This window comes from Aliikangiella marina, assembly GCF_007004765.1.
GTDB classification, from domain to species: Bacteria; Pseudomonadota; Gammaproteobacteria; order Enterobacterales; family Kangiellaceae; genus Aliikangiella; species Aliikangiella marina.
The window spans coordinates 53,664-77,882 of the sequence record NZ_VIKR01000007.1 but is presented as its reverse complement, the minus strand read 5'-3'; the positions used below and the strand labels follow the sequence as shown (position 1 = coordinate 77,882).

General features: G+C 41.9%; 23 protein-coding genes. 12 read left to right on the top strand and 11 right to left on the bottom strand.

Translation table 11 applies throughout. From position 1 onward, the window contains the following. Positions 1 to 293: 293 nt before the first annotated feature. From ftsX to ftsY, 3 genes are all read right to left on the bottom strand, one after another. Complete coding sequence (gene ftsX / locus FLL45_RS21615) at positions 294 to 1,268, bottom strand: permease-like cell division protein FtsX (protein WP_142944145.1); 975 nt, start codon at positions 1,266 to 1,268, stop codon at positions 294 to 296. Next, complete coding sequence (ftsE, locus tag FLL45_RS21610; RefSeq protein ID WP_142944144.1) at positions 1,258 to 1,959, bottom strand: cell division ATP-binding protein FtsE; 702 nt, start codon at positions 1,957 to 1,959, stop codon at positions 1,258 to 1,260. The genes ftsX and ftsE overlap by 11 nt, the downstream gene beginning before the upstream one ends. A gap of 75 nt (positions 1,960 to 2,034) precedes the next feature. Beyond that, the gene (gene ftsY / locus FLL45_RS21605; RefSeq protein ID WP_142944143.1) at positions 2,035 to 3,288 is read right to left on the bottom strand and encodes a signal recognition particle-docking protein FtsY; all 1,254 of its coding nucleotides are present in this window, start codon (positions 3,286 to 3,288) and stop codon (positions 2,035 to 2,037) included. Positions 3,289 to 3,565: 277 nt separating this feature from the next. On the opposite strand from ftsY, the gene FLL45_RS21600 reads away from it, so the two are divergent. The 5 genes from FLL45_RS21600 to FLL45_RS21580 all read left to right on the top strand — a co-directional run bounded on the left by FLL45_RS21600 (position 3,566) and on the right by FLL45_RS21580 (position 7,312). Then, entirely contained in the window at positions 3,566 to 4,726 is a 1,161-nt protein-coding gene (locus tag FLL45_RS21600; RefSeq protein WP_142944142.1) for a homogentisate 1,2-dioxygenase, read from the top strand. Positions 4,727 to 4,744: 18 nt separating this feature from the next. Next, positions 4,745 to 5,788, top strand: coding sequence for a 4-hydroxyphenylpyruvate dioxygenase (gene hppD / locus FLL45_RS21595; protein WP_142944141.1), 1,044 nt, complete (start codon positions 4,745 to 4,747; stop codon positions 5,786 to 5,788). A gap of 199 nt (positions 5,789 to 5,987) precedes the next feature. Continuing rightward, the gene (locus tag FLL45_RS21590; RefSeq protein ID WP_185964586.1) at positions 5,988 to 6,410 is read left to right on the top strand and encodes an SRPBCC family protein; all 423 of its coding nucleotides are present in this window, start codon (positions 5,988 to 5,990) and stop codon (positions 6,408 to 6,410) included. Between the two features lie 9 nt (positions 6,411 to 6,419). After that, positions 6,420 to 6,956 carry a tetratricopeptide repeat protein gene (locus FLL45_RS21585; protein ID WP_142944139.1) on the top strand — a complete coding sequence of 179 codons (537 nt, stop codon included), beginning with the start codon at positions 6,420 to 6,422 and terminating at the stop codon, positions 6,954 to 6,956. Then, positions 6,956 to 7,312 (top strand): energy transducer TonB, encoded by a 357-nt coding sequence (locus tag FLL45_RS21580; protein WP_142944138.1) that lies wholly within the window; start codon positions 6,956 to 6,958, stop codon positions 7,310 to 7,312. The genes FLL45_RS21585 and FLL45_RS21580 overlap by 1 nt, the downstream gene beginning before the upstream one ends. A gap of 33 nt (positions 7,313 to 7,345) precedes the next feature. Here FLL45_RS21580 and FLL45_RS21575 read toward each other — a convergent pair whose 3' ends face one another. Together FLL45_RS21575 and FLL45_RS21570 are read right to left on the bottom strand one after the other, a co-directional pair. Further along, entirely contained in the window at positions 7,346 to 8,224 is an 879-nt protein-coding gene (locus tag FLL45_RS21575; RefSeq protein WP_142944137.1) for a radical SAM protein, read from the bottom strand. A 23-nt stretch (positions 8,225 to 8,247) separates the two neighbouring features. Beyond that, positions 8,248 to 8,742: a hypothetical protein gene (locus tag FLL45_RS21570; RefSeq protein WP_142944136.1), complete on the bottom strand. Its 495-nt coding sequence runs from the start codon at positions 8,740 to 8,742 to the stop codon at positions 8,248 to 8,250. Between the two features lie 85 nt (positions 8,743 to 8,827). On the opposite strand from FLL45_RS21570, the gene FLL45_RS21565 reads away from it, so the two are divergent. The 3 genes from FLL45_RS21565 (at position 8,828) to FLL45_RS21555 (ending at position 11,534) form a co-directional block, all read left to right on the top strand. Then, the gene (locus FLL45_RS21565; protein ID WP_142944135.1) at positions 8,828 to 9,424 is read left to right on the top strand and encodes a glutathione S-transferase family protein; all 597 of its coding nucleotides are present in this window, start codon (positions 8,828 to 8,830) and stop codon (positions 9,422 to 9,424) included. Positions 9,425 to 9,511: 87 nt separating this feature from the next. Further along, positions 9,512 to 10,699 (top strand): S41 family peptidase, encoded by a 1,188-nt coding sequence (locus FLL45_RS21560; protein WP_142944134.1) that lies wholly within the window; start codon positions 9,512 to 9,514, stop codon positions 10,697 to 10,699. Positions 10,700 to 10,712: 13 nt separating this feature from the next. Continuing rightward, on the top strand, positions 10,713 to 11,534 hold the full coding sequence (locus FLL45_RS21555) for a divergent polysaccharide deacetylase family protein (protein WP_185964585.1): 822 nt from the start codon (positions 10,713 to 10,715) through the stop codon (positions 11,532 to 11,534). On the opposite strand, the gene FLL45_RS21550 is transcribed toward FLL45_RS21555, so the two are convergent. From FLL45_RS21550 to FLL45_RS21540, 3 genes are all read right to left on the bottom strand, one after another. Further along, entirely contained in the window at positions 11,535 to 11,897 is a 363-nt protein-coding gene (locus FLL45_RS21550; RefSeq protein ID WP_142944132.1) for a hypothetical protein, read from the bottom strand. Between the two features lie 44 nt (positions 11,898 to 11,941). Beyond that, complete coding sequence (locus FLL45_RS21545; protein WP_142944131.1) at positions 11,942 to 14,677, bottom strand: PKD domain-containing protein; 2,736 nt, start codon at positions 14,675 to 14,677, stop codon at positions 11,942 to 11,944. 122 nt (positions 14,678 to 14,799) lie between these two features. Continuing rightward, a complete protein-coding gene (locus tag FLL45_RS21540) occupies positions 14,800 to 15,411 on the bottom strand; it encodes a DUF938 domain-containing protein (protein WP_210247264.1) in 612 nt (203 codons plus the stop codon). 148 nt (positions 15,412 to 15,559) lie between these two features. On the opposite strand from FLL45_RS21540, the gene FLL45_RS21535 reads away from it, so the two are divergent. Continuing rightward, positions 15,560 to 17,389 carry a M61 family metallopeptidase gene (locus FLL45_RS21535; RefSeq protein ID WP_210247263.1) on the top strand — a complete coding sequence of 610 codons (1,830 nt, stop codon included), beginning with the start codon at positions 15,560 to 15,562 and terminating at the stop codon, positions 17,387 to 17,389. 70 nt (positions 17,390 to 17,459) lie between these two features. Next, entirely contained in the window at positions 17,460 to 18,359 is a 900-nt protein-coding gene (locus tag FLL45_RS21530; protein WP_210247262.1) for an alpha/beta hydrolase, read from the top strand. Positions 18,360 to 18,404: 45 nt separating this feature from the next. Here the strand turns inward: FLL45_RS21530 and FLL45_RS21525 are convergent, their stop codons facing one another. Beyond that, entirely contained in the window at positions 18,405 to 18,887 is a 483-nt protein-coding gene (locus FLL45_RS21525) for a DUF6985 domain-containing protein (protein ID WP_142944129.1), read from the bottom strand. Between the two features lie 230 nt (positions 18,888 to 19,117). Here FLL45_RS21525 and FLL45_RS21520 point away from each other — a divergent pair, with 230 nt between their 5' ends. Both FLL45_RS21520 and FLL45_RS21515 read left to right on the top strand, forming a co-directional pair. Further along, positions 19,118 to 20,479 carry a flavin-containing monooxygenase gene (locus FLL45_RS21520; RefSeq protein ID WP_142944347.1) on the top strand — a complete coding sequence of 454 codons (1,362 nt, stop codon included), beginning with the start codon at positions 19,118 to 19,120 and terminating at the stop codon, positions 20,477 to 20,479. A gap of 91 nt (positions 20,480 to 20,570) precedes the next feature. Next, positions 20,571 to 21,218 carry an LON peptidase substrate-binding domain-containing protein gene (locus FLL45_RS21515; protein WP_142944128.1) on the top strand — a complete coding sequence of 216 codons (648 nt, stop codon included), beginning with the start codon at positions 20,571 to 20,573 and terminating at the stop codon, positions 21,216 to 21,218. Between the two features lie 2 nt (positions 21,219 to 21,220). Here the strand turns inward: FLL45_RS21515 and FLL45_RS21510 are convergent, their stop codons facing one another. Both FLL45_RS21510 and FLL45_RS21505 read right to left on the bottom strand, forming a co-directional pair. Then, the gene (locus FLL45_RS21510) at positions 21,221 to 22,726 is read right to left on the bottom strand and encodes a serine hydrolase domain-containing protein (RefSeq protein WP_142944127.1); all 1,506 of its coding nucleotides are present in this window, start codon (positions 22,724 to 22,726) and stop codon (positions 21,221 to 21,223) included. A 107-nt stretch (positions 22,727 to 22,833) separates the two neighbouring features. After that, a complete protein-coding gene (locus FLL45_RS21505) occupies positions 22,834 to 24,159 on the bottom strand; it encodes an amidohydrolase (protein WP_142944126.1) in 1,326 nt (441 codons plus the stop codon). Positions 24,160 to 24,219 lie beyond the last annotated feature (60 nt).

The window sequence follows — 24,219 nt, the reverse complement described above, 5'->3', positions numbered from 1 at the left end:
CCTCTTGTTTCTGGGCTTTTACTAGCATTATCGAAACAAGTTGTTGATTTACTTGAAATTTCGACCGCAGAAGCTTCTGACTTGTCGGTAAAAGACAGCGGAGGCTCTGCTTATTAACTACTAGTCTAGCACTCTCAGACAAAGAGTGCTAATTTTTTAGCACTTTCACTATAAGAGTGCTAAAAATCGGAAAAGTTTCCTTAAGAAACAAATTGTTACAGCTACATTCTTATCGCAGAAAGAGAACTTTATAGCCGCGGTTTTGCCGTCCAAGCGATGGTTCCTGAGGCAATTTAGTGGGGCTCTATTTGACGGATATGGCGTCCAACACTTAACCAGGAACCCAATAACCCTAAGCCACAACTTATACCGATAAGCTTCAGACTTTGGCCTATCGACAGGCCTTGGATTTGAAATTGGCTTTGATAAAGGCCAGCGAGGTTAGCAACTGGATCTTTAAGCCAATAAAGCGAGAAGGTTACAATAACCCAACAGGTGACTCCTGCAAATAGGCCGTACCAAAGCCCGGTATAAAGGAAGGGGCGTCGTATAAAAGCGTCGGTAGCGCCTACCAGTTTAACCACCTCAATTTCTTCACGCCGATTTTGAACCGAGAGTCGAATGGTATTGCCGACAATAAGTAAAACAGCAAGTGCTAAGGCAATACCCAATGCCGAAGCGGCTTTTTCTGCCAGTTGAATTAAAGCATATAGTTTGCGCACCCAGTCTAAATCTAACTGCGCTAACTCTACCTCGCGAATTGTATTAAACTCTGCCAGTAATTCTTCGGAGGCTTGCGGGGAAGTGTGGGTTGGTTTTGGTTGAACCACTAAAACCGGCGGCAGAGGGTTGCTATCCAGCTGGTCAATGGCTTCGGCAAATCCAGAGCGCTCCTTAAAATCTTCCAGTGCTTGTTCTTGAGAAATGGTATCTACACTGTCGACGCCGCTGGTTTCGCTCACTCTAGCAGCGATTTCGGTTAATCGGCTTTCCGTAACATCGCTTTGCAGATAGAGTGATATGCGACTCGCACCATCCCAGCTTTCTGACAGAGTTTTACCGGTTTCTAGCAGTATTTGGAGTCCAGTTGGCAAGGCAAGTGCAATCGCGATAACCAAAATAGTCATAAAATTGGAAACCGGATTACTCACTATATCGATGACACCGCGTTTGGCTTCTATCTTGTGGAGACGACTCAACATCTTTAGACGGGCACTAAGCGTTGCGCCCTGTGACATGCTGGCTCCGCTCATTTGCTCATGACTCATCACTTCCCTCCTCTGATGAAGTGATGGTATCAACTTGGTCTTGAACGAGACGACCCTCTTTCATCACGAGCGTCCGGTAGTGCATTTGAGCGATCAAGCTCAAGTCATGCGAAGCGATGAGTAAACTCACGCCGACCTGATTAAATTGCTCAAATAGATGCATAATTTCTGCAGAAAGTTCAGGATCTAAGTTTCCGGTAGGCTCATCGGCGAGTAATAATGGTGGCTTGTTAACAACAGCCCTTGCGATACCAACGCGTTGTTGCTCACCACCAGACAGCATGATGGGGGAGTACTTTTCTTTGGAGAGCAGACCGACTTTATCGAGTGAAGCCCGCACCCGTCGACCAATTTCGCGGTGTGGATACCCTGCGATCATCAGTGGTAGGGCAACATTATCAAAAACCGAACGGTCGAATAATAATCGATGATCTTGGAAAATCATTCCAATATTACGTCTAACACTAGGGATCTTCCGGCGGCTAGTGCGATTTAAATTTTTATTGTTGACCACAACTTGGCCAGAGGTTGCGCGTTCCATCAAGCAGATGAGCTTTAATAGTGTACTTTTACCGGCACCAGAGTGACCAGTTAAAAAGGCCATTTCACCGTCAGCGATTTCAAAACTGACTTTTTTGAGTGCTTCCTGACCGTTAGGATAACGCTTGGAAACTTCAGCAAACTCAATCATCGGCTTACCTGATTATTGTTATCTTATAATTATTAACAGCGGGATAAGAATCGATTAAACGTTTTAGATGATCATTTATTGATCAAATAATGCATCGATAAACTCCCCTGCGTCAAAAGTTCGCAAGTCTTGCTTGCTCTCCCCTACACCGATAAATCGGATTGGTAGTTTCATTTTGTCCGCAAGCGCAAACACTACGCCACCTTTTGCAGTTCCGTCTAACTTGGTGACTGTGACGCTATTCAAAGCTACAGCCTTATCAAACTCAACAGCTTGAATGAGTGCGTTTTGGCCGGTTCCCGCATCAACGACTAACATTACTTCATGTGGGGCATCGGCATCAACCTTCGCCATTACTCTTTTTACTTTACTGAGCTCTTCCATCAAGTTGCTTTTATTGTGAAGACGGCCAGCAGTATCGGCGATAACAATATCGACATTACGAGCTTTGGCGGCTTCAACGGCATCAAAAATAACTGATGCACTGTCAGCGCCGGTGTGCTGTGCGATCACCGGTACGTTATTGCGCTCTCCCCAGGCTGATAACTGTTCCACAGCTGCCGCTCGGAAAGTATCTCCTGCCGCGAGCATTACCGATTTGCCCTCGGCGAGGAATTTATGGGCGAGTTTGCCAATAGTGGTTGTCTTACCGACGCCATTCACCCCGACCATTAAAATAACGAACGGGTTGTCTTGGTTGGGCACTTCGAGTGGCGCTTGTACTGGCTCTACGATTTCTGTCAGTAATGTTTTAAGTCGCGCCATTAAAGCCTCGGTATCTTTTAACTCCTTACGATCGGCTTTTTCTGTTAAATCATCAATAATTCTACTGGTCGTATCGACGCCAACATCAGCCATTAGCAAGAGCGTTTCAACTTCTTCGAGAACATCTTCATCAATTTCTTTTTGGCCGAGTACTAAGTTAGCAAGGCCTTGCGAAAATTGAGTTCTTGTTTTCGATAGTCCTCTTTTTAAGCGCTGAAAGAATGATGTTTTTGGCTCGTTTTCGGCCGCGTCCAATTCTCCTGAGTCCAAAGGGGACGAAGCTTCTTCTTGTGACTTAGCTGGCCGCGTTACTGAGTCGTTGGGCAACTCATGCGAAGGCGACTCTTGCGAAGGCGACTCTTGAGTTAAGGCTTCTTTGTCGGTGACTACCGCTTTGGGTGCTGTAGCGCTATTTTCTTCTGAATGAATGTTGTCTTCTGTCTGGGAAATATCGTCATTTGAGTCGACCTGATTATTCTCCGAGTCAATCTCATTCTCTTGCTTTGATTTATTTCCGCTGAACCAGCCAAACAACCGGCGTTTGGGTGTGTCTTTATCTGACATGGAGTCACTTCACTAGTGTGTTTTCGAAACTGGCGTGATCCTAACATTTATCACTGCTAAACACACCGCCCGAGACGTTTAATCTGAGTGTGAGCCGACGATTTCTGACGAATGAAGAGGAAGGATCGGATATCACATCGGTTTCATTTATCTATATCTAAATAATCGATTGAAATGGTAAAAAGATTATCCTTTTTATTGTTTGTTCGAATCGTTAAGCTAAGTGCCCATTTGTCGAAATGACTTGTATTAAAAACAATAACTTAGGGCCAGTTTGATGCCGTTTTATATTAAACAGGGAAAAATTCCCGCGAAACGTCACATAACGTTTTATCGAGACGACGGCGAGTTGTATCGAGAAGAGCTTTTTTCAACGCATGGCTTTTCTAATATTTATTCCAATAAATATCACTACAACATGCCGACCAAAGTATTACGAGTAGAGCCATACGAGGTAAATCACGGGGAAGAGTGGCATGATGCAATGCTGCAAAATTATAAGGTTCATACTTTTCGTGGCGAGAGCAGTGGCAATTTCTTTACCGCACGCAGACGCCAAGTGTTCAATAACGACGTTGCTTTATATACGGCGCATGTGACAGAGGACTGTGAAGATTTCTATCGAAATGCGTATGCCGATGAAGTCATCTTTGTTCACGAGGGTAGCGGTACGTTAACTTCAGAATACGGCAACATTGAAATTCATAAATGGGACTACTTGGTGATCCCTAAAGGTACTACCTACCAAATGAAGTTTGATAGCTTGGAAAACGTTCGCCTGTTTGTGATCGAATCGCCAACAATGGTAACTATTCCCAAGCATTTTAGGACGCCGACCGGACAAATGCTTGAAAACGCTCCTTATTGCGAAAGAGATATCCGCACGCCTGAGTTACAAGAAGCGAAAGTGGAAAAAGGCGAGTTCTCGCTTTTTATCAAATATGGTGATCGTTACCAAAAAAGCGTACTGGAATGGCATCCTTATGACCTAGTCGGTTGGGACGGAGCGTGTTATCCATGGGCGTTTAACATCCAAGAATACGCGCCAAAAGTAGGCAAAATTCATTTGCCGCCAAGTGATCATCTTGTATTTACTGCAAACAATTATGTTGTTTGTAATTTTGTCCCGCGGTTGTATGACTTTCACCCTGAAGCCATCCCTGCACCTTACTACCACACTAATATCGATAGTGATGAAATCTTATACTATGTGGACGGTGATTTTATGAGCCGAACTGGTATTGAACATGGCTCCATCACTTTGCACAAGAAAGGTGTTCCGCATGGGCCACAACCGGGTAAGACGGAAGCGTCGGTCGGTAAAAAAGAAACTTACGAATATGCCGTCATGGTGGATACTTTTAATCCATTAAAAACAACTAATCATTTTAAAGACTGCATGGAACAGGATTACAACCAAAGCTGGTTGGAAGATTAATATTGTTGGAGAAAATTAATGTCACAAGCAACTCAAAATAATCCACTTAATTTACGCGGAATTTTATTCACAGAATTCTGTAGTGCTGACACCAAGTTTATGCACGATGTTTTTATGGATTTTGGCTTTTCCAAAACTAAGAAATATACCGGTAAAGATATTACCTATTACAACCAAAACCAAATCCATTTTTTACTCAATGGTGAAAAAAATGGGTTCTCAGCTGAGTTCACTAAAGCGCACGGACCGGCGATATCATCAATGGGGTGGAAGGTTGATGATGCACAATATGCATTTGAAGAAGCGGTAAAGCGCGGTGCAAAACCCGCGGAGGAAAAAGACTTTCCTTATCCTGCGATATATGGCATTGGCAATAGTTTGATTTATTTTGTTGATCGCTACGAAGGCGGTGACAGTATTTTCAATACTGATTTTGAAGCCCTAGCTGAGCCAGAGATTCAAGAAGAGAAAGGTTTTATCGAAATCGATCATTTAACGAATAACGTCTACAAAGGCACTATGGAAAAATGGGCGAATTTCTACAAAGATGTATTTGGTTTTGAGGAAGTTCGATATTTTGATATCAAGGGTGTTAAAACAGCGTTATTGTCTTATGCCCTCGCAAGTCCGTGTGGGACTTTCTGTATTCCAATTAATGAAGGTAAAGATGACAACAACAACCAAATCGACGAATACTTAGATATGTATGACGGTCCAGGTGTGCAGCATCTTGCTTTCAGAACCAAAGACTTGGTCGCTTCTTGTGATTCATTAAAGGGATCTTACATCGAAACATTGGACATTATCCCAGAGTATTACGACACTATTTGGGATCGCGTGCCATGGGTTAAGGAAGACAAGGAACGTATCAAACACCATCAAATTCTTGTGGATAGTCAAGCGGACAACACATACTTATTGCAAATTTTCACCAAAAACCTTTTTGGTCCGATTTTTATTGAGATGATTCAAAGAGAAGGCGATCGCGGATTTGGAGAAGGAAATTTCCAAGCACTATTTGAGTCGATTGAACGTGACCAAGAGAGACGTGGCGTTATCTAAATTTATTGCAGGTTTATTCTAGAAAAGGGAGCAAAGGCTCCCTTTTTTATTCACTTTCTTTTACTCCCAACCGTTAAGGTCTATACTTAATTTAAACTAATCGTCATTCATTTGGTAATTATCGCTTATCCCTGTTGAATAGAGTGTGTTCAAAAGGAATATGATGAATGAAAAGGATTGCGTAGAAAAGGAGTGTTTATTGGGACAAGTATCGCAACAGATTATCATCGATTCTTCGATTAAAAAGCTTTGGCAAAGGATTGAAGATTTTCATGATATGAGTTGGGCTTCGAAAGTAGCGACATCTGTTATTAAAGAGGGTGATAAGTCTGGATTTGAAGTAGGGGCTCAGCGTATTGTTAATGACGTGTTTTTTGAGACACTGCTAAAGTATGCGCCTCAGGATTGGACTATTTCTTATCGAGTAGATAAGGGTCCCGGCCCATTAAAACCAAGCAATATCAAAAATTTCATTGGAACGATAAAACTTTTAGCACTCGAAGATAAGACTCAAGTTAACTGGACCGCAACTTTTGAATCTGAGAATGATGAAGCCGTAATAAGTTTCTGTAATTCCATGTATCAAACTTTATTAAAAGCAATGAGAGAGTCATTCTCATAGGGAGGGAAAGTGAATCACTCATCGGTTGAAAAACTACTCATCTCAGCATGGAAGTATCGTCGCGAAGGTGATTATCAAACTGCTGGAACGCTAGTTGATCAAGCGATTCAACTATCATCTGAAGATGACTACGCGAATCGAGGTCGAGCGTTTCATATTCTTGCGCAATTTGAAGCCGATCAAAATGAGTTTAAAAATGCGCTTAATTATTATCAGCAATCACAGGCTTTTTACGAAAAAACTGAGCTACAGGATAAAGTGGCCCACTCAATTCGCCATGTCGCGGATACTTTTTATTCTTTAAATGAGATAGAAAAAGCACGGGCGCAATACGAAAGTGCGATTAAAATGTACAATACACAAGCTGACACTAATGATGTCGATATTGCCAATACTCTGAAAGGTTACGCTTTAGTATTGGAAAAACAAAATGAAAATGAAGCAGCTAAAAAAAAGTGGTCAACTATTTTATCCATATATGAAAAGTACAACATTCAATCGGGTATTAATGAAGCAAAAGGTAAAATTGAGCAACTTCAAGAATAATGACTAAATATTTTTTTTCTCTGTGTTTGTTGAGTTTATGCGCATGCGCTAGTTATGAAAAGGTTGCTTATCAGGAACCACCTGATGCTGAAAAACTCGGCGGTGTAATTCTAGAACCTGTCCTCAAGGTTCGCCCGTATTATCCCCAAAAGGCAAAAGAGAATGGGCTCAATGGTTGGGTAATGTTTGAATTTAATGTTGGCGAGATTGGCGAACCGGTAAACATCAAAGTCGTAGACTCACATCCCAAAGGACTATTTATACCAGAGGCAAAAAGTGCTTTCAAAAAGTGGCGCTTTCAATCGATAAAAAAGGACACTGTGAAAAAACAATTTTCCATTGTTTATTTTGAATAATTGTTTTGTTTGACCACTCGAAATATCCGGTTGCTATAAACCTCGTTGCCACTCTTGTCGTATAGGAATCGTACCGGGTAACGTAAGAGCGCTTCTGACTTTATTGAGTAATTTTTCTTTGTCCTGTCCTAACACACCTTTGAGAACCAGATAGTTGGAGGCATGATCTGAACGAAAAATTGTTTTCTTTAAATCAAGCTCGCTGAGTAACCATTCCATTTCTTGGAATAATTGGTTTTGTGTCAACGGTTTAAATTCAGGAAAACTCGATTGGAATCGAGCTTTTCCTGTCGGAAAGCTAACGACAAGGGTTGATAAGTACTCAGGCTGTGCTGCGTTCATTAAACGGGCTGAATTGACTGCATGCTGATGACTTAAAGATTGGCCCCCTAAACCATTAAGTATCATCACAGATGACTTAATTCCGGCGGCTTTAAGTTTCTGTAATGCTTCTAATGTTGAACTGAAAGTTTCACCCTTGGATACTTTAGTCAACACCTCGTCGTCACCGGACTCACAGCCAACATAGACCATCTTAAGTCCTAGATCCCTCAATTCTAATAATTCTTTTACAGATTTATGGATGATATTTCGTGGAAGGCAATAGCTGGTAACTCGATTAATCGACGGTAAAAACTCTCTGATATCAATTAATACTTGCTTTAGTCTTCTTGTTGAAAGTGTCATAGCATCACCATCCGCCAAAAATATCCGTCGAGGCTGTTCGGTCAATTGACTGACATTTTCGAGCTCTTTCAAATACGCATCTCTGGGTTTGAAATTAAATCGCTTTTGCGGGGCGGTATACATTTCGCAAAAAGTACATTGGTTCCATGAACAACCATTGGTAATTTGGAAGATGTAAGATTTCCATTCACTGGGTGGTCTAAAAACAGGTTCGATGTAATTCATAGGTGATGTTCAACAGAGGGGTTTTAAGGTTGAGACATAATAAACATCGTATAAGCAAAAACGAGCATCATACCCATCGCAAATAAACAGGCAATTCCAATCATCGCAGCCCGAAAAACCGAGTGAAAGGGTAAGTCGGCTTCTTCGTGTTCGTCAAGTTCTGCGCCCTGCAAGATTATCGTTAAAGGAAATACGATAATTGCCAAGACAAAATTAAAGGTCAAGTACATTAAGGACGAGGGGTATTTAACAAACAGGCTCGCGAACAAAAATACAATGGTAGCAATGATAGTGAATACGACAGTGATACCGGCCTGCAGGTTTTTATTGAAGTGGGTAAAATTACTATGGAGAACGAGTCCAGCCGCCAAAACAGAACCAAATAATGTAGCTATGGCAACGGCAAAACCATTGTAAACTTTACCTTGATAAATTGCTGGGTCTTCACTGGCGTTACTAACCTGAGATTTTGGTGACTCATACGGATTGTCAGGCAAGTTTTCTTCTTGTGTTTGCATAGGCGTAACTACTACAATCGCTCTCTATTCTGTTATTGTTGTGCCGCTAATCGAATTTATTTAGAGACTTCATCAAGGGGACACTATGGAACTGTTTTACACTAAGTCTTCACCCTACGCAAATTGTGTGCGTATGGTCATCTCCGAATTAGGTATTGAGTCTGCTGTTCAATTAATAGAGAGCCACCCGTTTGACAATGACGCAGCGTTCATAGCAGCGAACCCATTGGGAAAAGTCCCCTGCTTGATTGAACATGGAGAGCATATTCTTGATAGCGAAGTCATTTGTGATTACCTAGATGGCAATTTTGCCGAGGGCGCGTTATTTAATCCTATTTATGCAGACTGGCGGTTAAAAAGTCTGTATTCAGTTTGCTCTGGCTTGATAGATACGCTCGTCGATAGACGGATGGAGTTCATGCGCGAATCTGAGGGCATTAAGAGTGAGTTCTGGTGGCGCCGGCAAACCGAAGCGGTTAATCGCACACTTGGCTATGTTGAGTCGAAGTTAGACTTAATTCCCGAAGAATTTACGATTTTACATATCAATCTCATGAGTGCGCTTATGTATATTGATTTTAGACATAGTGATATTCACTGGCGAGAGGAGTATCCGGGGCTTCGTGCATTTTTTGAGTTAAACCAGGCAAGAGCGTGTTTTACCAAAAATCCTTTGGAGTAAATCGCTAGCTCCGCTATATTTAAACAGAGCGCATTGGTGATTATTGATCGAGCGCTGTTATTGAGGCGATTCAACAAGGGCGGCGTAATGCGAATAAATCATTGGCAACAATCAAGAAACTGTCTTTTTTCTCTGCTTGTCATGGCGTTGGCGTTTTATGTTACATCTACTTCAGCAAAAAATAGTGAGCAAGTAAAACAAGAACTACCGCTTAGCGAGCTCAAGGCTTTCAGTGAAGCTTACTTCCAGATCAAATCTTCCTACGTAGATGATGTTGAGGATGTCGACCTTATTCGCGCGGCAATTAGTGGCATGGTCAGCAGCCTAGATGTACATTCTCGTTACCTTTCTCCTGACGACCTCAGACAGTTCAATACTGATAATGTTGGCGAGTACGAAGGGGTGGGTTTAAGTTTTAATGATCATAAGTATGGCATAGAGGTAGTCGAAGTTGTTTCTGGAGGTCCGGCTGACAAGGCGGGTATTGAACCGGGAATGATTGTTACCCATATTGATAAAGAAGCAATCCAATATCTACCGGTTTCGGAAGCGCTGACTAAACTAAAAGGTCCGATCGATTCCACGGTTATACTGACCGTCGCTGCTGCAAAATTTGCCAAGCCGAAAGACATCGCTTTGCAACGTGAAGTGATTGTTATTGCAAGTGTAGCCAGCCAAAGCTTACCTAACCGCACCGCGTATGTGGGCCTATCCTCTTTCACCATGCACAGTGTCGAAGAATTTAAAAATGCCATTACATCTTTGTCAGAAGAAAACGCAATTGCTAACTTAATTCTTGATTTGCGAGACAATCCAGGAGGCGTAATGGACGTCGCGGTAGAATTGTCCGACTTATTCATCCCAGAGGGAACCTTGCTGATATCTTCAGGCAGAACGGATGATGCGAATGAAATATTCTATGCGAAACAAGCCGCACCATTCAGTGATCTAAAGGTTGTCGTAGTAATAAATAAAGGATCGGCATCGGCCAGCGAAATTTTAGCCGCCGCCTTGAAAGACCACGGAAAAGCGGTGGTACTCGGTGAAACATCCTATGGAAAAGGTTCAATTCAAACCTTAATACCCCTCAATTACGAGTCAGGAATGAAGATAACGACCGCAGAATACTACTCGCCACTGGGTAACCGAATTCAAGATGTTGGCATAAAACCCGATATAAAGTTTGATCAGCAAAAGCGCGTCAATTCATATAATGTGAGCTTGCTCGATGACCCACAGCTGCTTCAAGCCTATAATATTCTGCTTAAACAATAACAATTGCGCCCTAATGAAGTTTAAATTTGTTCTGATATCGCTGCTATTTTCGTTTGCTTTTCAATCAATTGCGAAAAGTCTTGATGCTACTGCTAAGGCTCAAACCAAGCCTAAGCTATCAATTGTCATTGATGACTTGGGTGATAATTCAGTGATTGCTCGTCAGCTGTTATCACTATCTGGAGAGTTTACGGCTGCGATTTTGCCGCATACGCCTCACGCAAAACCAATTGCTGAGTTTGCCCGGGCTAATGGCCATGAGGTGATTATGCATTTGCCAATGGAAGCAACCACCCGACCTGACTTACTCGGCCCTGGCGCATTGTTCGCGGATATGGAGAAACAGCAATTGCTCGATACTTTTCTTGATAGCGCATCATCGATACCGAATATTGTGGGGTTTAATAATCACATGGGGAGTCTGTTAACGGTGGATGAAGAGAGAATGCGCTGGGTGATGGAAAGTGCCAAGCAAAATGGTTGGTATTTCTTGGACTCGAAGACAACAGTTTCCTCTGTTGCACAGGATGTAGCTTCCGATATTGGATTACCAACGATAGGTAGGGATGTTTTTTTAGATCATCACTCACTGGGACAAAAGGATAATCTAAGTGAGCTTATCGAGCAGCGAATGACCCAAGCGATGCGTATCGCCAAACGCCGTGGTGAGGTGGTTGTGATATGCCACCCTTATCCTGAGACTTTGGCGTTTTTGAGAGAGCAAATGCCGTTGTTCAAAGAAAAGTTTCGCTTTGTAAGATTAAGTAAATTAATCAAAGACGAAGAAACTCAATCAACTATGGCTCATCAATCCCAGGCTATGGATACAAAGTAGTTATTTAACACTAATTAGTTCGATAATTTTCTTTGTGTTCTTAAGCTTATAAATCTTTCCATTATTTTTACTATTATCACGGATATATCCGTTTGTTGTTAGTAGCCACTTTTGTTCCTTAACTTGGACTTCATATTCGAAAATAGGTAGCAGTTTTTCTTTCAACTCTTTTCGTTCATTCAATATATGAACAATCTTTTGAATTCTTTTTTCATCAGTGGTTGTTCCAACGATCTCTCCCTGTTTATCTAATAGCTTTGCGATAGCAGCCGGTTGAGTAGGCGCAGTATTGTTGTTACTGCAACCATTAGTCAAAAGTGTTGCAATCAGAATTAATCCAAGTAGTACTATATTTTTAACCACAAGATATTCCTTTAGGAAAGAGGGGCGGTAAACCGCCCCTAATTTTATTTTAACCTACTTCTGCGTGTAAGCGGGAGAAGGCCAAGTAGTAATAATAGAGACAATGCTCCGCCGCCACTGCTACTGTTATTGTTGTCCTGAGGTGGTGGTTCTGTCGTATCAACGATTGTTACAGTAACTTGAGCAGTGTCGCTAGCTCCCACTGCATCTGATACAGTGACAGTGAAATTCAGGGTTGTATTACTTGAAACTTCGGGAGCACTGAAAGTTGCTGTTGCAGAGTCCGCACCAGTCAAAGTAACACCAATTCCACCAGTTTGAGTCCATTCGAAAGTAAGGGCATCACCATTTGGATCCGAACTGGAAGAGGCATCAAGCGATACAGTTGTTGATTCGTTTGCGTTCATCATCATTTGAGCGACAGATGCAGTTGGCGCTTGGTTATTTGCTTCATCAGCAACGATGACACTGACTGTTTCGATATCCGTGTTGTTACTGGTGTCAGTTACAGTTACCCGGAATTCAAGAGTAGTCGATTGGACAACTGCTGGAGCGTCAAAGTTAGCCGTAGCAGAATCGCTTGAGTTTAAGGTGACGGATGGACCCGCGGTTTGAGTCCAAGTGAACGATAAGGTGTCACCTTCAGGATCTGTACTACTACTAGCATCCAATGTTACGTTGGTTCCTTCAACTGTATTGATGCTTGATTCAGCTACTTGCGCTGAAGGTGCTTCGTTAGCTGCAGTGAACGGAATACCTGTGACAGCGTCGATCCAAGCAGTGTCACTGCCTTCCCCGACATTCTCGTCTTTAATATAGCTCCAACGTAAAGTGTGAGTCCCTGTAGTTAAAGGGTAATATACAGTAGACCAATCTACATCACCACTCCATTCACCCACTTCCTCACCATCGATATAAAACTTAAGGAAATCGTACCCAGCTTCAGAAGAGACTTTGAGGGCAAAGCTGACGAAGCTGTTGGCTTGGTCAAAAGTTTCAGTGACTTCTATTGATGCCGTTTGATTGTCTGTTACAGTTCCAGCTTTTAGATTTAAGCTTCCTTCAAATGCATCGTCACTTGAGACTGCCCAGGTCTCATTTGCTGCAGAAGGTCTACTCCAGCCCTGGGGAACCTCAGCGTTCGCAGGAAATGCTTCATTCGAGCCGTTGTTGATAGTTATGGCCGCAGTATCTACACCTGCACAGTTATTAGCACCTATAGCAGTTAACCTGACGTTTCCTTGATGAAAAAAGCCATACGAGAAAGATGGGTTTTGTTCTGTAGAGTCAACTAACCCATCATCATTAAAATCCCATTCAACTGTGTACGGGCCGGTTCCGCCGGAAACACTGGAGGTGAAATTTACAGTTTCATTTAGTTGAGCTGAAGCAGGAGAACTCGTGATGCTTACAATAGGTGCCGCGCAACCGTCTATACCATCTAAAGTTACTGTATTTGAGTTCTGGGGGTCCAACCAGTGCTTTAGTTCTGTTTGAGGAGAATTATCTCCTGTCCACTGAATATGAAGTCGACCGTACCAATCAGGCGCATTTGGAGCATCGCATGAAGCGCTGCCACCGTGAAGTGTGCCTACCAGCCTTTTGTCTGCATTCCAGATTCCCGAGCCAGAAGATCCGCCTTCTGTGGTTCCATCTTCCCAATTGCCAACTCTGAAGTGTGTTCCATTTGGGCTGACATTGCTCTGAGAAAAAAAAGTAACAGTAAGAGGGTCATTGTCGAAACTGATTCTCTTTTCGTCGCCTGAGGGGTGATGTATTCCAACTGCTGAAGCAGGTACGGCCGCACTATTGTCCCATCCTGCCCAATGAGTATTGAAAGATGATGGTGGGACAGTGTCAAGTTCAACCAGCGTCGAGTCTGCCGGTTCAAATCCCGAACGATATGCCGCTCCATTTTGAAACTGGGTTAGGCTTCCATCTGGCGTTCCCTGACAAGTCGAGGTTTCATAGTTCCAATAAAAAACCATTGATGGGCTATTTACTTGGTCTACACCACAGTGATTAGCTGTTAAAAAGTATGGTTTTCTATTTTGAAGTACGTTATTTATTAGGGTGCCGGTACAAAGGAAAACACCGCTATGTGTGTATCTTGCAACTGAACGAATTTCATCTCGCCATCCGTCAGCCTCAGGGCAAACAACATCGTTGTTACAACTACCTGATTTGTTCAACTCATTCTTCTGAATACTTCGGTATCCTTGGTTAACGCTAACGAAATCGAATTTTAATAGATGCTTTAGTTCATTAGGAACATTGAACTCAATCGTTACAAGGTTCGATTCGATTACAGGCGTCCACAGTTGCTTATGATTCTTGTTATCCTTGTGAGTGTATGGCCCCAGTATTGTTTCGTAATCGCCATCATATATATATAGCTTTGCTCCCTTCGGCAAAAAAAGATTTTTTAACCCTATGTTAATCGATTTAGCCTGTTCCGATGAGAGTTTAAGGCGCCAAGTCGAGAAGTTTTTATTTTTTTCCCAAATTCCTTTATCTTTTAGGTTTTTTATATTTCCAAATGGGACTGCGAATCTTAGTGGTAGCCCCTCCTTTTCCCGTATTTCATCTTGAGCAACTAATTTGTCTAAGTCATATTTTGAAGCCTTGGCAATTGGAATCTGTTTACTTAACTTTAAATCTAAGCTTATAGGTTTATCGTCTTCAGAAAGCGACTCTATTGTATTGAAAGAATTTGCTTGAACTTGTGTAGCGATTGTTAGTGCACTGGCTACAAGTAAGGATAATGGTTTTAACTTCATAGGATGACCATTTACTAATTTAAAACTGATTGGTAAGTATAGGTTCACTACAGCAGAATGGGCAGTGAATATTCACCTTACAGCTAAACATTTTCTGAGAAAGTACAGAAAAGGTATTAAATTTAAGGTTTTTTAGAACCGTCGCACAATTTTGAAAACACCAATACCCGATTATTAGCCGGCATTTCAATATCATTTACCAATTCCAGTCCAACTTCATTTGCCTGCTCTTCAAACGCTTCAAAGTCTCTAATTCCTTGATGTTGTGCTTGCTCTTTTAACCACATTTCAAACCGGGCGTTGCTTTCACTGGTAAACTGTCCTTGGTAATTGAAAGGACCGTAAATTATAAATAATCCGTTCTTTCCTAACAGGTTTCCGACTCCTTTTATCATAGCTACAACAGCTTCCCACGGCATGATGTGCGCGGTATTTGCAGTGAAAACGGCATCAAATTTAGACTCAGGCCAGTGGTTTTGAGTAACATCGAGCTCAAATGGCCGCTTGATATTTTTAGAATTAGCTTCATCAATCCACAGGTTTATCGCCCAATGATTATCGCTTCGATCAGATGTTTGCCAAATTAGATGGGGGAGTTTTTCGGCAAAGTAAACCGCATGTTGGCCGCTTCCACTACCAATTTCGAGTAGTTCAGAGCAACTCTTAAGGAGAGGGGTAATGACATCCAGTATTGGAACTTTATTTCTTTCACAGGCTTCTGAAAAAGGTTTCATAAATTGACTCATTTTGTCTGAATGCTAAATATAACAAGATTCTACGCGAATAAGCAGAATTATCACTAAGTGTTACATTACGAACTATCACCCCTTGAGGTATTGATTTAGAATATTGCGAATCAATTTATCCTATAAGAACAGTAAAATGCATTCGATGACTAAAAATTTTCTCGGTTTTCTAGTGTTATGTGTCTCAACACCGCTATTTGCTTCCGTTAAATATTTCATTGACATTAACGATCCCGCGCATCACACAGCACAAGTTAAGATGATTATTCCTGCTGGAATGGAATCAATCGATGTACTGTTACCAACCTGGCGTACCGGAAACTATAAACTGATAAATCAAGCTAATGGTATTAGGAATTTTAAGGCGACATCTAAAGTCGGAAAAAATTTAAACTGGCAACGTAAAAATAAAAGTCATTGGGTTATTGAAAACCCGACCGAAAAAGCAATAACCGTGTCATATCAGTTATATGCAAATGAACTTGCCTTCCGTTCTAGACACATCGATAGCACGCATGCCTACCTCGATGCTACGGCGGTATTCATGTACGTACCACAGTTAATGTTAAGCGAGCATCAAATCAACCTTGAAGTAGACGATAACTGGAGGAGCTTTTCGGGCCTTAAAGAGACAGGAAAACATCAGTTTGTCGCTAAGAATTATCATCAATTAAGTTCATCTCCGATAGAAACTGGCATTAATAAGTTGAGCGAGTTTTCAGTAGACGGACGTGATTATCAAATCGTCATTTGGGGTGAAGGAAACTACAGTTTAGAAAAAATTACCAAGGATTTAAAAGCGCTAGTCAAACAAGGCTCTACTATCTGGTCAAATTACCCTTTCGAAAAATATGTTTTCATTATCCACGCGACATCGGGGGCAAGAGGTGCGACAGAGCATCTGAACTCGACAGTGATTCAGCGAGAGCGAAATACGTTTGCACCCAGAAAAGAATATCTAAAGTTTTTGCGTACGGCCTCACATGAATTTGTCCATACTTGGAACGTAAAAGCCTATCGTCCAGAAAGTTTGGTGCCCTATGACTACCAAAAAGAAAACTATAGTCAACTATTATGGGTCGCAGAGGGGTCAACAAGTTATCTTCAAGATCACCTGTTGCTGACGGGGAAGATACAAAAACCTAAAGAGTACTTTAAAGAGCTTGCAGAGCGAATCGACCGATTACAACAGGGGCCGGGCTTTAAAATGCAATCCGTGGCGGACTCTAGCTTTGAAAAATGGATAGCACAAGGCGGCGACTTTGCTACAAATCATAGCTCAAATATTTATTCTCATGGCTTTATGGTTTCTTGGCTTTTAGATGCGAAAATCTTAGAAGATTCTAACCTGAAATATAGTTACAAAGATGTACATAATGCCTTGTATGAAAAGCGAAAAGAGCACTCAACTAGCTACGATAATTTTTTTGCAGCGCCTTTTAATCAGCAGGATATATTATCAATAGCCAAGCAACTCACTGGTAATGATTATCAAGCTTGGTGGCAAAAAAATGTTCTCACCCCGTTTAGTATCGACTTTAAAGTCTTATTGGACAAAGCCGGTTTAAAATTTAAAACGGATAAGAAAAAAGAGATCAACGTTTGGACAGGTTTTAAAAGTAAGAATGAAAAAGGCTTTTTAGCTTTGACCAGTGTGGAAAAAGGCAGTCCTGCTTGGCAATCTGGGCTCACAACTAAAGATCTGTTAGTGGCAATTGATGGGATGCGGGTGACTCATGAGAATTTCAAGATGATGATGGAAAAGTATGCGCCGACAAGAGAGATTGAAGTGAGTTTCTTTAGAAATGATCAGTTGATGAAAACGCAGTTAAAGCTGGGTAAACGACCTAAAAAGCCATTAGAAATAGGATTGGTAGATAACCCAACTGATGCGCAAAAAAAATATTTCAAAGCATGGTTAGGAATTGACTACCCAAAACCGGATAAAGAATTATTGCAAAACTAATACTAGCTTGATGAAACTAATCATTCTGCTAGTATCGTTATCACTCTAAACTTTAAATTGGACGATAACCTTGGCTTCCTTCACTAAAGTAGCAGTTAAATTTTCCGCCATAGCCTTCATCTTTAAACTGGCCGGGATCAGTTTTGTTAATGCTGAAGCGCCAGAACTCATCGACTATCCGGAAGTGGCCAAAAATGTTCCCTATGCCAAGGTTGCCGAGTTAGCAAGTCGTCCTGCTGACTATAAAGTAAATTATGGTCTCGACCCGTTGCAGCATGTATCCATATGGACTCGCGATAAAAATTTGGGAAAAACACCTTTGGTGGTATTGATTCATGGTGGATGCTGGTTGAATGCGTTCGATAAAACTCACACTAATGCCATGTCGACAGCATTATCGCGAGCCGGCTTTACGGTCATGTCTATTGAGTATCGGCGAACCGGCGACGAAGGGGGCGGCTGGCCCGGCACCTATCATGATATTATGTCTGGTCTTAGATTGATTCCCAAACTTGATAAATACTTTGTCGATAACTCATCTTTTGTAATTATGGGGCATTCTGCAGGGGGACATTTAGCTTTACTTGCAGGCTCTCGATGGCAAAAACAAAAACAGTTTAATAGCGAACTGAAAGCGGTTATCGGCCTTGCAGCCATCACTGATGTTAAACGCTACTCTGAAGGAACTAATAGTTGCCAATCAGCGACAACAAAATTTATGGGTGGAGATTATTCTAGTCAAAAGGCTAATTACGACAGCGCCAACCCTATCAATCAGCCAATGTTCGTCAATACGATTCTCATGCAAGGTGATAAAGATTCGATCGTACCGCTAGAGTATGCGAGTTTTCTCGGCAAAGTTGAGAAAAAAGTATTCTCCGGGGTTGGGCACTTTGACTGGGTGCATCCCGGTAGTGTTGCTTTTCAAGAAGTCTTAACTGTGCTGCGTGAAATCAAAAATCAAGATTGAGGTTGTTCTTACGCTGGTATAGATTTTCATGGAAAGTCCAGTTAATTAATCAATATCGACGTTTTCATTGAATAGAACTTCTTCATTGGCTTTGAAGGTAAAGCCAAGCGTTTGCTCAATATCCCAATCAGCGCAGATAGCGATTTCGACGTCACCAGGTTGGGCATAACAATCTACCCACACGCGGGAAACTGTAACATGATCCCATATTTCTTGTTCTGTTTGAATATCTGGATAATCGACGACTAATGTTTTGAGAACCCCGCTTTCTATCGCGGCTTTAGTGACGAGATAGTGTTCTTTAAAAAGTGTTTCAGCTAGTTCCGGTTTCTTAAATTCAAAATCGGTTTCGAATTCTAACAAGGTGTTGATTGCTTTCTTTGATAATCCTAACTGATTCCCAGGTACGATCAACTCAACTTGCGACTGACCAAAAATTGAAGAGTCTTGGTTGGTCCAGCGATTAGCGTCGTATTTAAACTCTCCATAAAGCTCATGCGTTTTTGTTTTTGATAGAAAGCCGAACATGCAATTTCTCTTGATTTTTATCTTTGTCGATTAAATTTATAGGTAAATTCATCGGGAATCAATACGACTTGAGGTTCAAAATGCGGTGGGAATCACAGGTTGCTTTATAAAATACGAGTCGTGGACGAGTTTTATTGAATAAAAACGGTGCTAACCAGTTGTCGTGCAATTGTAATCGAATGAAGAGATATGCTAGGTTAACTTGAGAATCCTTGGACTGGAATGTAATGATGAAAAAGCACAAAAAAATATGCATCATTGGCGCGGGGCCCAGTGGAATCACTGCGGCTAAAAATTGTATTGAAGCTGGCCTCGAAGCGGTTGTTTTTGAGAAAAACGATAAAGTTGGTGGCAACTGGGTATTTAATGCCAAAACGGGTCATTCTAGTGTCTATAACAACACTCATATTATTAGTTCAAAGATTTGGTCTGAATATGAAGATTACCCGATGCCAAGCGACTACCCTGACTACCCAAGTCACAGTAAAGTACAAAAGTATTTTGAAGATTATGCCAAGCATTTTGGCGTCCTTGATGTTATAAGATTTAATCATCAAATCGAAAAGGCGGCGTTAAATGATTCGGGCGATTGGAATGTCACTTACGTCGATCAAATGGGTCAAAGTCATCAGGAGGTGTTTAGTCATTTGATGGTCGCCAATGGCCATCATTGGGATCCAAAATATCCTCACTACGAAGGTGAATTTTCGGGTACCTATATCCACTCTCATGATTTTAAGTCTGTTGATGATTCTTGGCGCGGTAAAAAAGTCTTAGTCATTGGTGCTGGAAATTCTGGGTGTGACGTAGCAGTGGAAGCTGCGAGAGTGGCTCAACATGTATCAATGAGTATGCGTAGCCCTCAGTGGTTTATCCCTAAATTTATGTTTGGCATACCATCGGATGTTCTGGGCTCATTTTCAAGTTGGTTACCACGAAAGTTTAAACAGTTGAGTCTGACATTTTTACTCCGTATGTTTCAGGGGCGCTATCGTCAATATGGCTTACCAGAGCCGACTAATTTGGTGTTAAGTCAACACCCGACAGCAAACTCTGATTTACTTGATTTTATTCGTCATGGGCGAATTAAGCCTCAACCAGCCATTAAACGGTTAAAGCCAAGTGGGGTCGAATTTATTGATGGTCAATCAGCTGAATATGACATCATCGTCGCTTGTACAGGTTTTAAAATCAGCTTTCCATTTTTTGATGAGGCACTGATTAACTTTCAAAGTGACGACAAAGTTCCACTTTACAAAAAGATGCTTCATAAAGATTACCCTAACCTTTACTTCATTGGTCTTTTTCAGCCATTGGGCTGTATCTGGCCATTAGCGGATTACCAAGCTAAATTAGCTTGCCAGGAAATACTAGGTAATTACCGCAGGCCTTCGAATATGCAAGCCGCTATTGATTATGAAGTTAATCATCCTCACTATCCGTTTATCGGTGGGACTCGACATTCTACTGAGGTGGATTATCATATGTTTCGCAAAGAGCTAAAGCAGGAACTGCGCAAGGCAGGTCTTGATATTGGCGAAGCACCTAAGGGAAGAATCGATCATTACAAACAATGGCAAAAAGTTGGTTAGCGATAATTTAATTTGTCGATCTACTGACATCGGGAGCTCGTAAATTTATATTAGAGAAGTGTTACCGACAAGTACTTGTGAGTGAACCCAATTGAAAGAAGTTGCTTTATTTCCTATTCCAAACTGCGTTGCTTTTCCGGGAACCGTTTTCCCGCTGCATGTGTTCGAACCTCGTTATCGACAAATGGTTAATTATTGTTTGGACAATAATGTCATGATGGGTATCACTCATACTGAGGAGTTAATAAGCCCAGCTAAACGCGATCAATCTCTCGAAGAAGCGCTCAACACCAATCAAGCGACCTACAAGCCCTACACCGTATTTTCTGCAGGGAAAGTCGCACTACAAGAGACACTGCAAGACGGTCGACTGTTGATTAATGTTCATTTAACAGACCGGTTACACGCCGTCGAAGAAACTCAAAACTTACCCTTTATGATTTTTCAATGTGAATCTTACAATGACCATGAGATCACCATTCCTGTGCTCGAAGAAGCAAACCAATTGAAGCAAAAAATACTCAAGCGGCTTATTGCCTTAACATCGCGCTCCCCGCAAGTTAGCGAAATGCTTCAATCGGACCATTGGCAAACCATGGATTGCGTCGATTTTAGTTTCGAATTATTTGGCTTAGTGCAAATGAGTGGGGATATTCGTCAGCAAATTCTGCAATGTCGCTCACCAGTAGAGCGACTCAACATTGCTTTACAGTTAATGAACCAAACAGCTCAGCAATAGAACTATTGACCGTCAAGGTGGGCTTTGCTTTTTTTTAGTTTCGCCGCTGAATTATCACACCAATAGCAATCAGACTCTGGTTTAAGCTCAAGTGCTCGCTCAAAACTTTTTATTGCCAACTGATAATTATTTTGAGCTAAATAAGCCTCCCCAAGGCTGTCCCAAAGATTACCGTCATTGTCAAATAGTTCGACGTTTAAGCGAAACAAAGCGACAGCCTGATTAAGATAATTATTATTTTGCAGCGCGATTCCCAAACGATTCAAATAGTGCTTCCGTTTAATTGAATCAGCATATTTTGTCTTGATAATGTTGGGGAGCCGATCAAAGTCACCTTGATATTTAATGGCGTCTAATAAAATTTGAGCGAGCGGATCGGCCTGCAATGCTGTCACTTCATAATCAGGTTTAAACAAGATTGACTCGAGCGTATTAGCGATTCGATATTGTGGTCTCGTTAAGCTGTTAGTAGCAAAAAGAATAACCGTTGCTTCCTCTGGAAACATGACAAAGTCATAAAAGAAAGTGCCATTTGAACCGTTGTGAGCGACGACTTTGGTATTGCGAGGTGATTGAAAAACTGCCCAGCCATAGGCGTATTGGCTATCACCATCGTCGTATTCATCGATATATCCTTGTGTCAGCTTCGCAAAGGACTTTTCAGTGATAACGCGATGATTAATCAGTGCTAGGTACCAGCGGTACATATCTTCTTGGGTCGAATTAAAACCACCATTGCCTTTTAGCACCCACGAAATTTTCTTGTCGTGTTGATAACGCTTCACCATGGAACCGATATCAAAGACTGAATATTGATAGCCTTTCGCTTGTGGAAGTTTATTCCAATCAACTAACAAGTAGCCGGTATTTTTCATTCCGGCCGGTTTAAATAAATGCTCTTGAATAAAAGCTTCGTACTCTTGATCTGAAACTAGCTCAATAATTCGTGCAAGCACGCTATAACCCGCGTTGGAATAATAGTGTTTGGAGCCCGGTGGATGCAGTAATTGGGTTGAGAATAGCCGCGTAAAATAGGTATCTGTCGGAATATGATCAAAGTCTCCTTTTCCAATGCCACCAACCAAGCCGGATGCGTGAGTGAGTAGCTGGTGTATTGTGATTTTCTGCTTGTCACGCGGAAGGTCGTGAAAATAAAGCTTTATTGGGTCAGATACTGTTAGCTTGCCCATTTCTTCAAGCTTTAAAATCGCAGTCGCTGTAAATTGCTTGGTTACCGAGCCGACGTCAATCACTGTCTCAGGCGTATTGGTTATTTTTCTTAGGCGATCGGCAAATCCGTAACCTTGATTAACAATAATCTTACCGTCTTTGGCGATAAGCACCGCACCGGAAAATCCTTTCTCAGTCGCCGAACTTAAATACTTATCGATTTTAGTGTATACCTCATCCAAACCATCGACATTAATTTCGTTGCTTTGCAAAGAGAACGAAAAGAGGCTCAATGCCAACCAAATCGACAATTGACGCAATGGTATTTTAAATAACATATTAACTTTTACTCACTTAAGAATTGATTTTCATACTTGATCGAATGTGACGTTCAAAATTTTGATGAGTTGCATTGTGGCCATCCATGGCTTGTAAGATTTAATGTTCACTGTTTTGGCATGAGCTCCATTAAAGCAAAAACAGTAGACGACACGCCCTGTGGCACAGAGGTATCTGGGTCGATCTTAAAAAAGGGCGAATGGTGTGACGGTACTGCTGGCCCGCCGTTTTTCGCCAGCGTCATAGTTGCTTTGGGAGTACCTCCCACCGACCAGTAAACACTTGGAATTTTCGGTTTAGTGGTGAAATAGGGAAAATCCTCCGCACCCATTCCCGGACTAACTCGATTGGTTATATTTTGTTTACCATAAGCTTTTTCCCATACACGACGAAGTCTTGCGGTAAGCTTGTCATCGTTTATTGTCGGGAAAGTGGCCTCCTCTTTGGAAATTATCACCTCCGGTAACTTATCTTCCGGTAAGCCAGCCACTCTTCCCATATTTTCGGCAATACGCTTAATACCGTTGAGCAGCAAGTCTTTGGTTTCCTCACTTGTCGAGCGAACTGTCAGTTGAAGGTGTGCTTTGTCCGAAATGATATTGTGTTTAAAACCACTGTTAAACGCGCCAACGGTAACCACGCCAGGGCTTTTCGGGGGTAACTCTCGCGCCACTAAAGTTTGTAACGCCAATACGATTTGCGAACCCAAAACGATAGGATCTTTGCCTGCGTGTGGTGATGCGCCGTGTGCGCCAACGCCATGAATAATAATATCAACGCTGTTCGAGCCAGCAGAAATAGCGCCAGGCAATACATTAAGCTGTCCAGATTGGCCGCTCGCTGAAACATGAAACGCGAGCGCATAGTCAGGCTGACCAAAGCGTTGCCACAAATTGTCTTCCATCATAATTCTTGCACCCATTATTCGTTCTTCCGCTGGCTGAGCGATGAGCATGAGGGTTCCAGACCATTGATCTTTATTTGCAGCCATGTAACGCCCGGTACCGACGAGTGAAGTGATATGTACATCATGTCCACAAGCATGCATTACTGGCGATTCTTTCCCGGTAAAAGGGTCGACTTGGGTGGCTGTTGACATATAGCTTAAACCACTATCTTCTTTTACCGGTAATCCGTCCATGTCTGCCCGCATCATGACTTTGGGGCCTTTTCCATTTCTCAGTAAGGCAACAACACCAGTCTTTCCAACACCCGTATGAACTTCAAAACCGACGGCTTTGAGTTCCTTGGCTATTCGCGCGGCGGTGCGGTTTTCCGCCATCGATAATTCTGGATTCTGATGAAAATGGATAAAGAGATCTTTGAGGTAGGCTTGGTAATCTTCGTCGGCTGCTTTTTGGATGGCTTCGCTGGCATACAGTGACTGGCTCGTTAACCCAAGGGCGAGAAAGAAGAGTATTTTTCTTATCATTGGTTGGTCCTGGTTGTGCGTTTTCTTCAAGCTTACCAACCAAGTCGGCGAGAAGATAGT

Coding starts and splice junctions, on each gene's coding strand:
- ftsX (WP_142944145.1), bottom strand. CDS start 1,268: ATGAGTCATGAGCAAATGAGCGGAGCCAGCATGTCACAGGGCGCAACG.
- ftsE (WP_142944144.1), bottom strand. CDS start 1,959: ATGATTGAGTTTGCTGAAGTTTCCAAGCGTTATCCTAACGGTCAGGAA.
- ftsY (WP_142944143.1), bottom strand. CDS start 3,288: ATGTCAGATAAAGACACACCCAAACGCCGGTTGTTTGGCTGGTTCAGC.
- FLL45_RS21600 (WP_142944142.1), top strand. CDS start 3,566: ATGCCGTTTTATATTAAACAGGGAAAAATTCCCGCGAAACGTCACATA.
- hppD (WP_142944141.1), top strand. CDS start 4,745: ATGTCACAAGCAACTCAAAATAATCCACTTAATTTACGCGGAATTTTA.
- FLL45_RS21580 (WP_142944138.1), top strand. CDS start 6,956: ATGACTAAATATTTTTTTTCTCTGTGTTTGTTGAGTTTATGCGCATGC.
- FLL45_RS21575 (WP_142944137.1), bottom strand. CDS start 8,224: ATGAATTACATCGAACCTGTTTTTAGACCACCCAGTGAATGGAAATCT.
- FLL45_RS21570 (WP_142944136.1), bottom strand. CDS start 8,742: ATGCAAACACAAGAAGAAAACTTGCCTGACAATCCGTATGAGTCACCA.
- FLL45_RS21565 (WP_142944135.1), top strand. CDS start 8,828: ATGGAACTGTTTTACACTAAGTCTTCACCCTACGCAAATTGTGTGCGT.
- FLL45_RS21560 (WP_142944134.1), top strand. CDS start 9,512: ATGCGAATAAATCATTGGCAACAATCAAGAAACTGTCTTTTTTCTCTG.
- FLL45_RS21555 (WP_185964585.1), top strand. CDS start 10,713: ATGAAGTTTAAATTTGTTCTGATATCGCTGCTATTTTCGTTTGCTTTT.
- FLL45_RS21545 (WP_142944131.1), bottom strand. CDS start 14,677: ATGAAGTTAAAACCATTATCCTTACTTGTAGCCAGTGCACTAACAATC.
- FLL45_RS21540 (WP_210247264.1), bottom strand. CDS start 15,411: ATGAAACCTTTTTCAGAAGCCTGTGAAAGAAATAAAGTTCCAATACTG.
- FLL45_RS21535 (WP_210247263.1), top strand. CDS start 15,560: ATGCATTCGATGACTAAAAATTTTCTCGGTTTTCTAGTGTTATGTGTC.
- FLL45_RS21525 (WP_142944129.1), bottom strand. CDS start 18,887: ATGTTCGGCTTTCTATCAAAAACAAAAACGCATGAGCTTTATGGAGAG.
- FLL45_RS21520 (WP_142944347.1), top strand. CDS start 19,118: ATGAAAAAGCACAAAAAAATATGCATCATTGGCGCGGGGCCCAGTGGA.
- FLL45_RS21510 (WP_142944127.1), bottom strand. CDS start 22,726: ATGTTATTTAAAATACCATTGCGTCAATTGTCGATTTGGTTGGCATTG.
- FLL45_RS21505 (WP_142944126.1), bottom strand. CDS start 24,159: ATGATAAGAAAAATACTCTTCTTTCTCGCCCTTGGGTTAACGAGCCAG.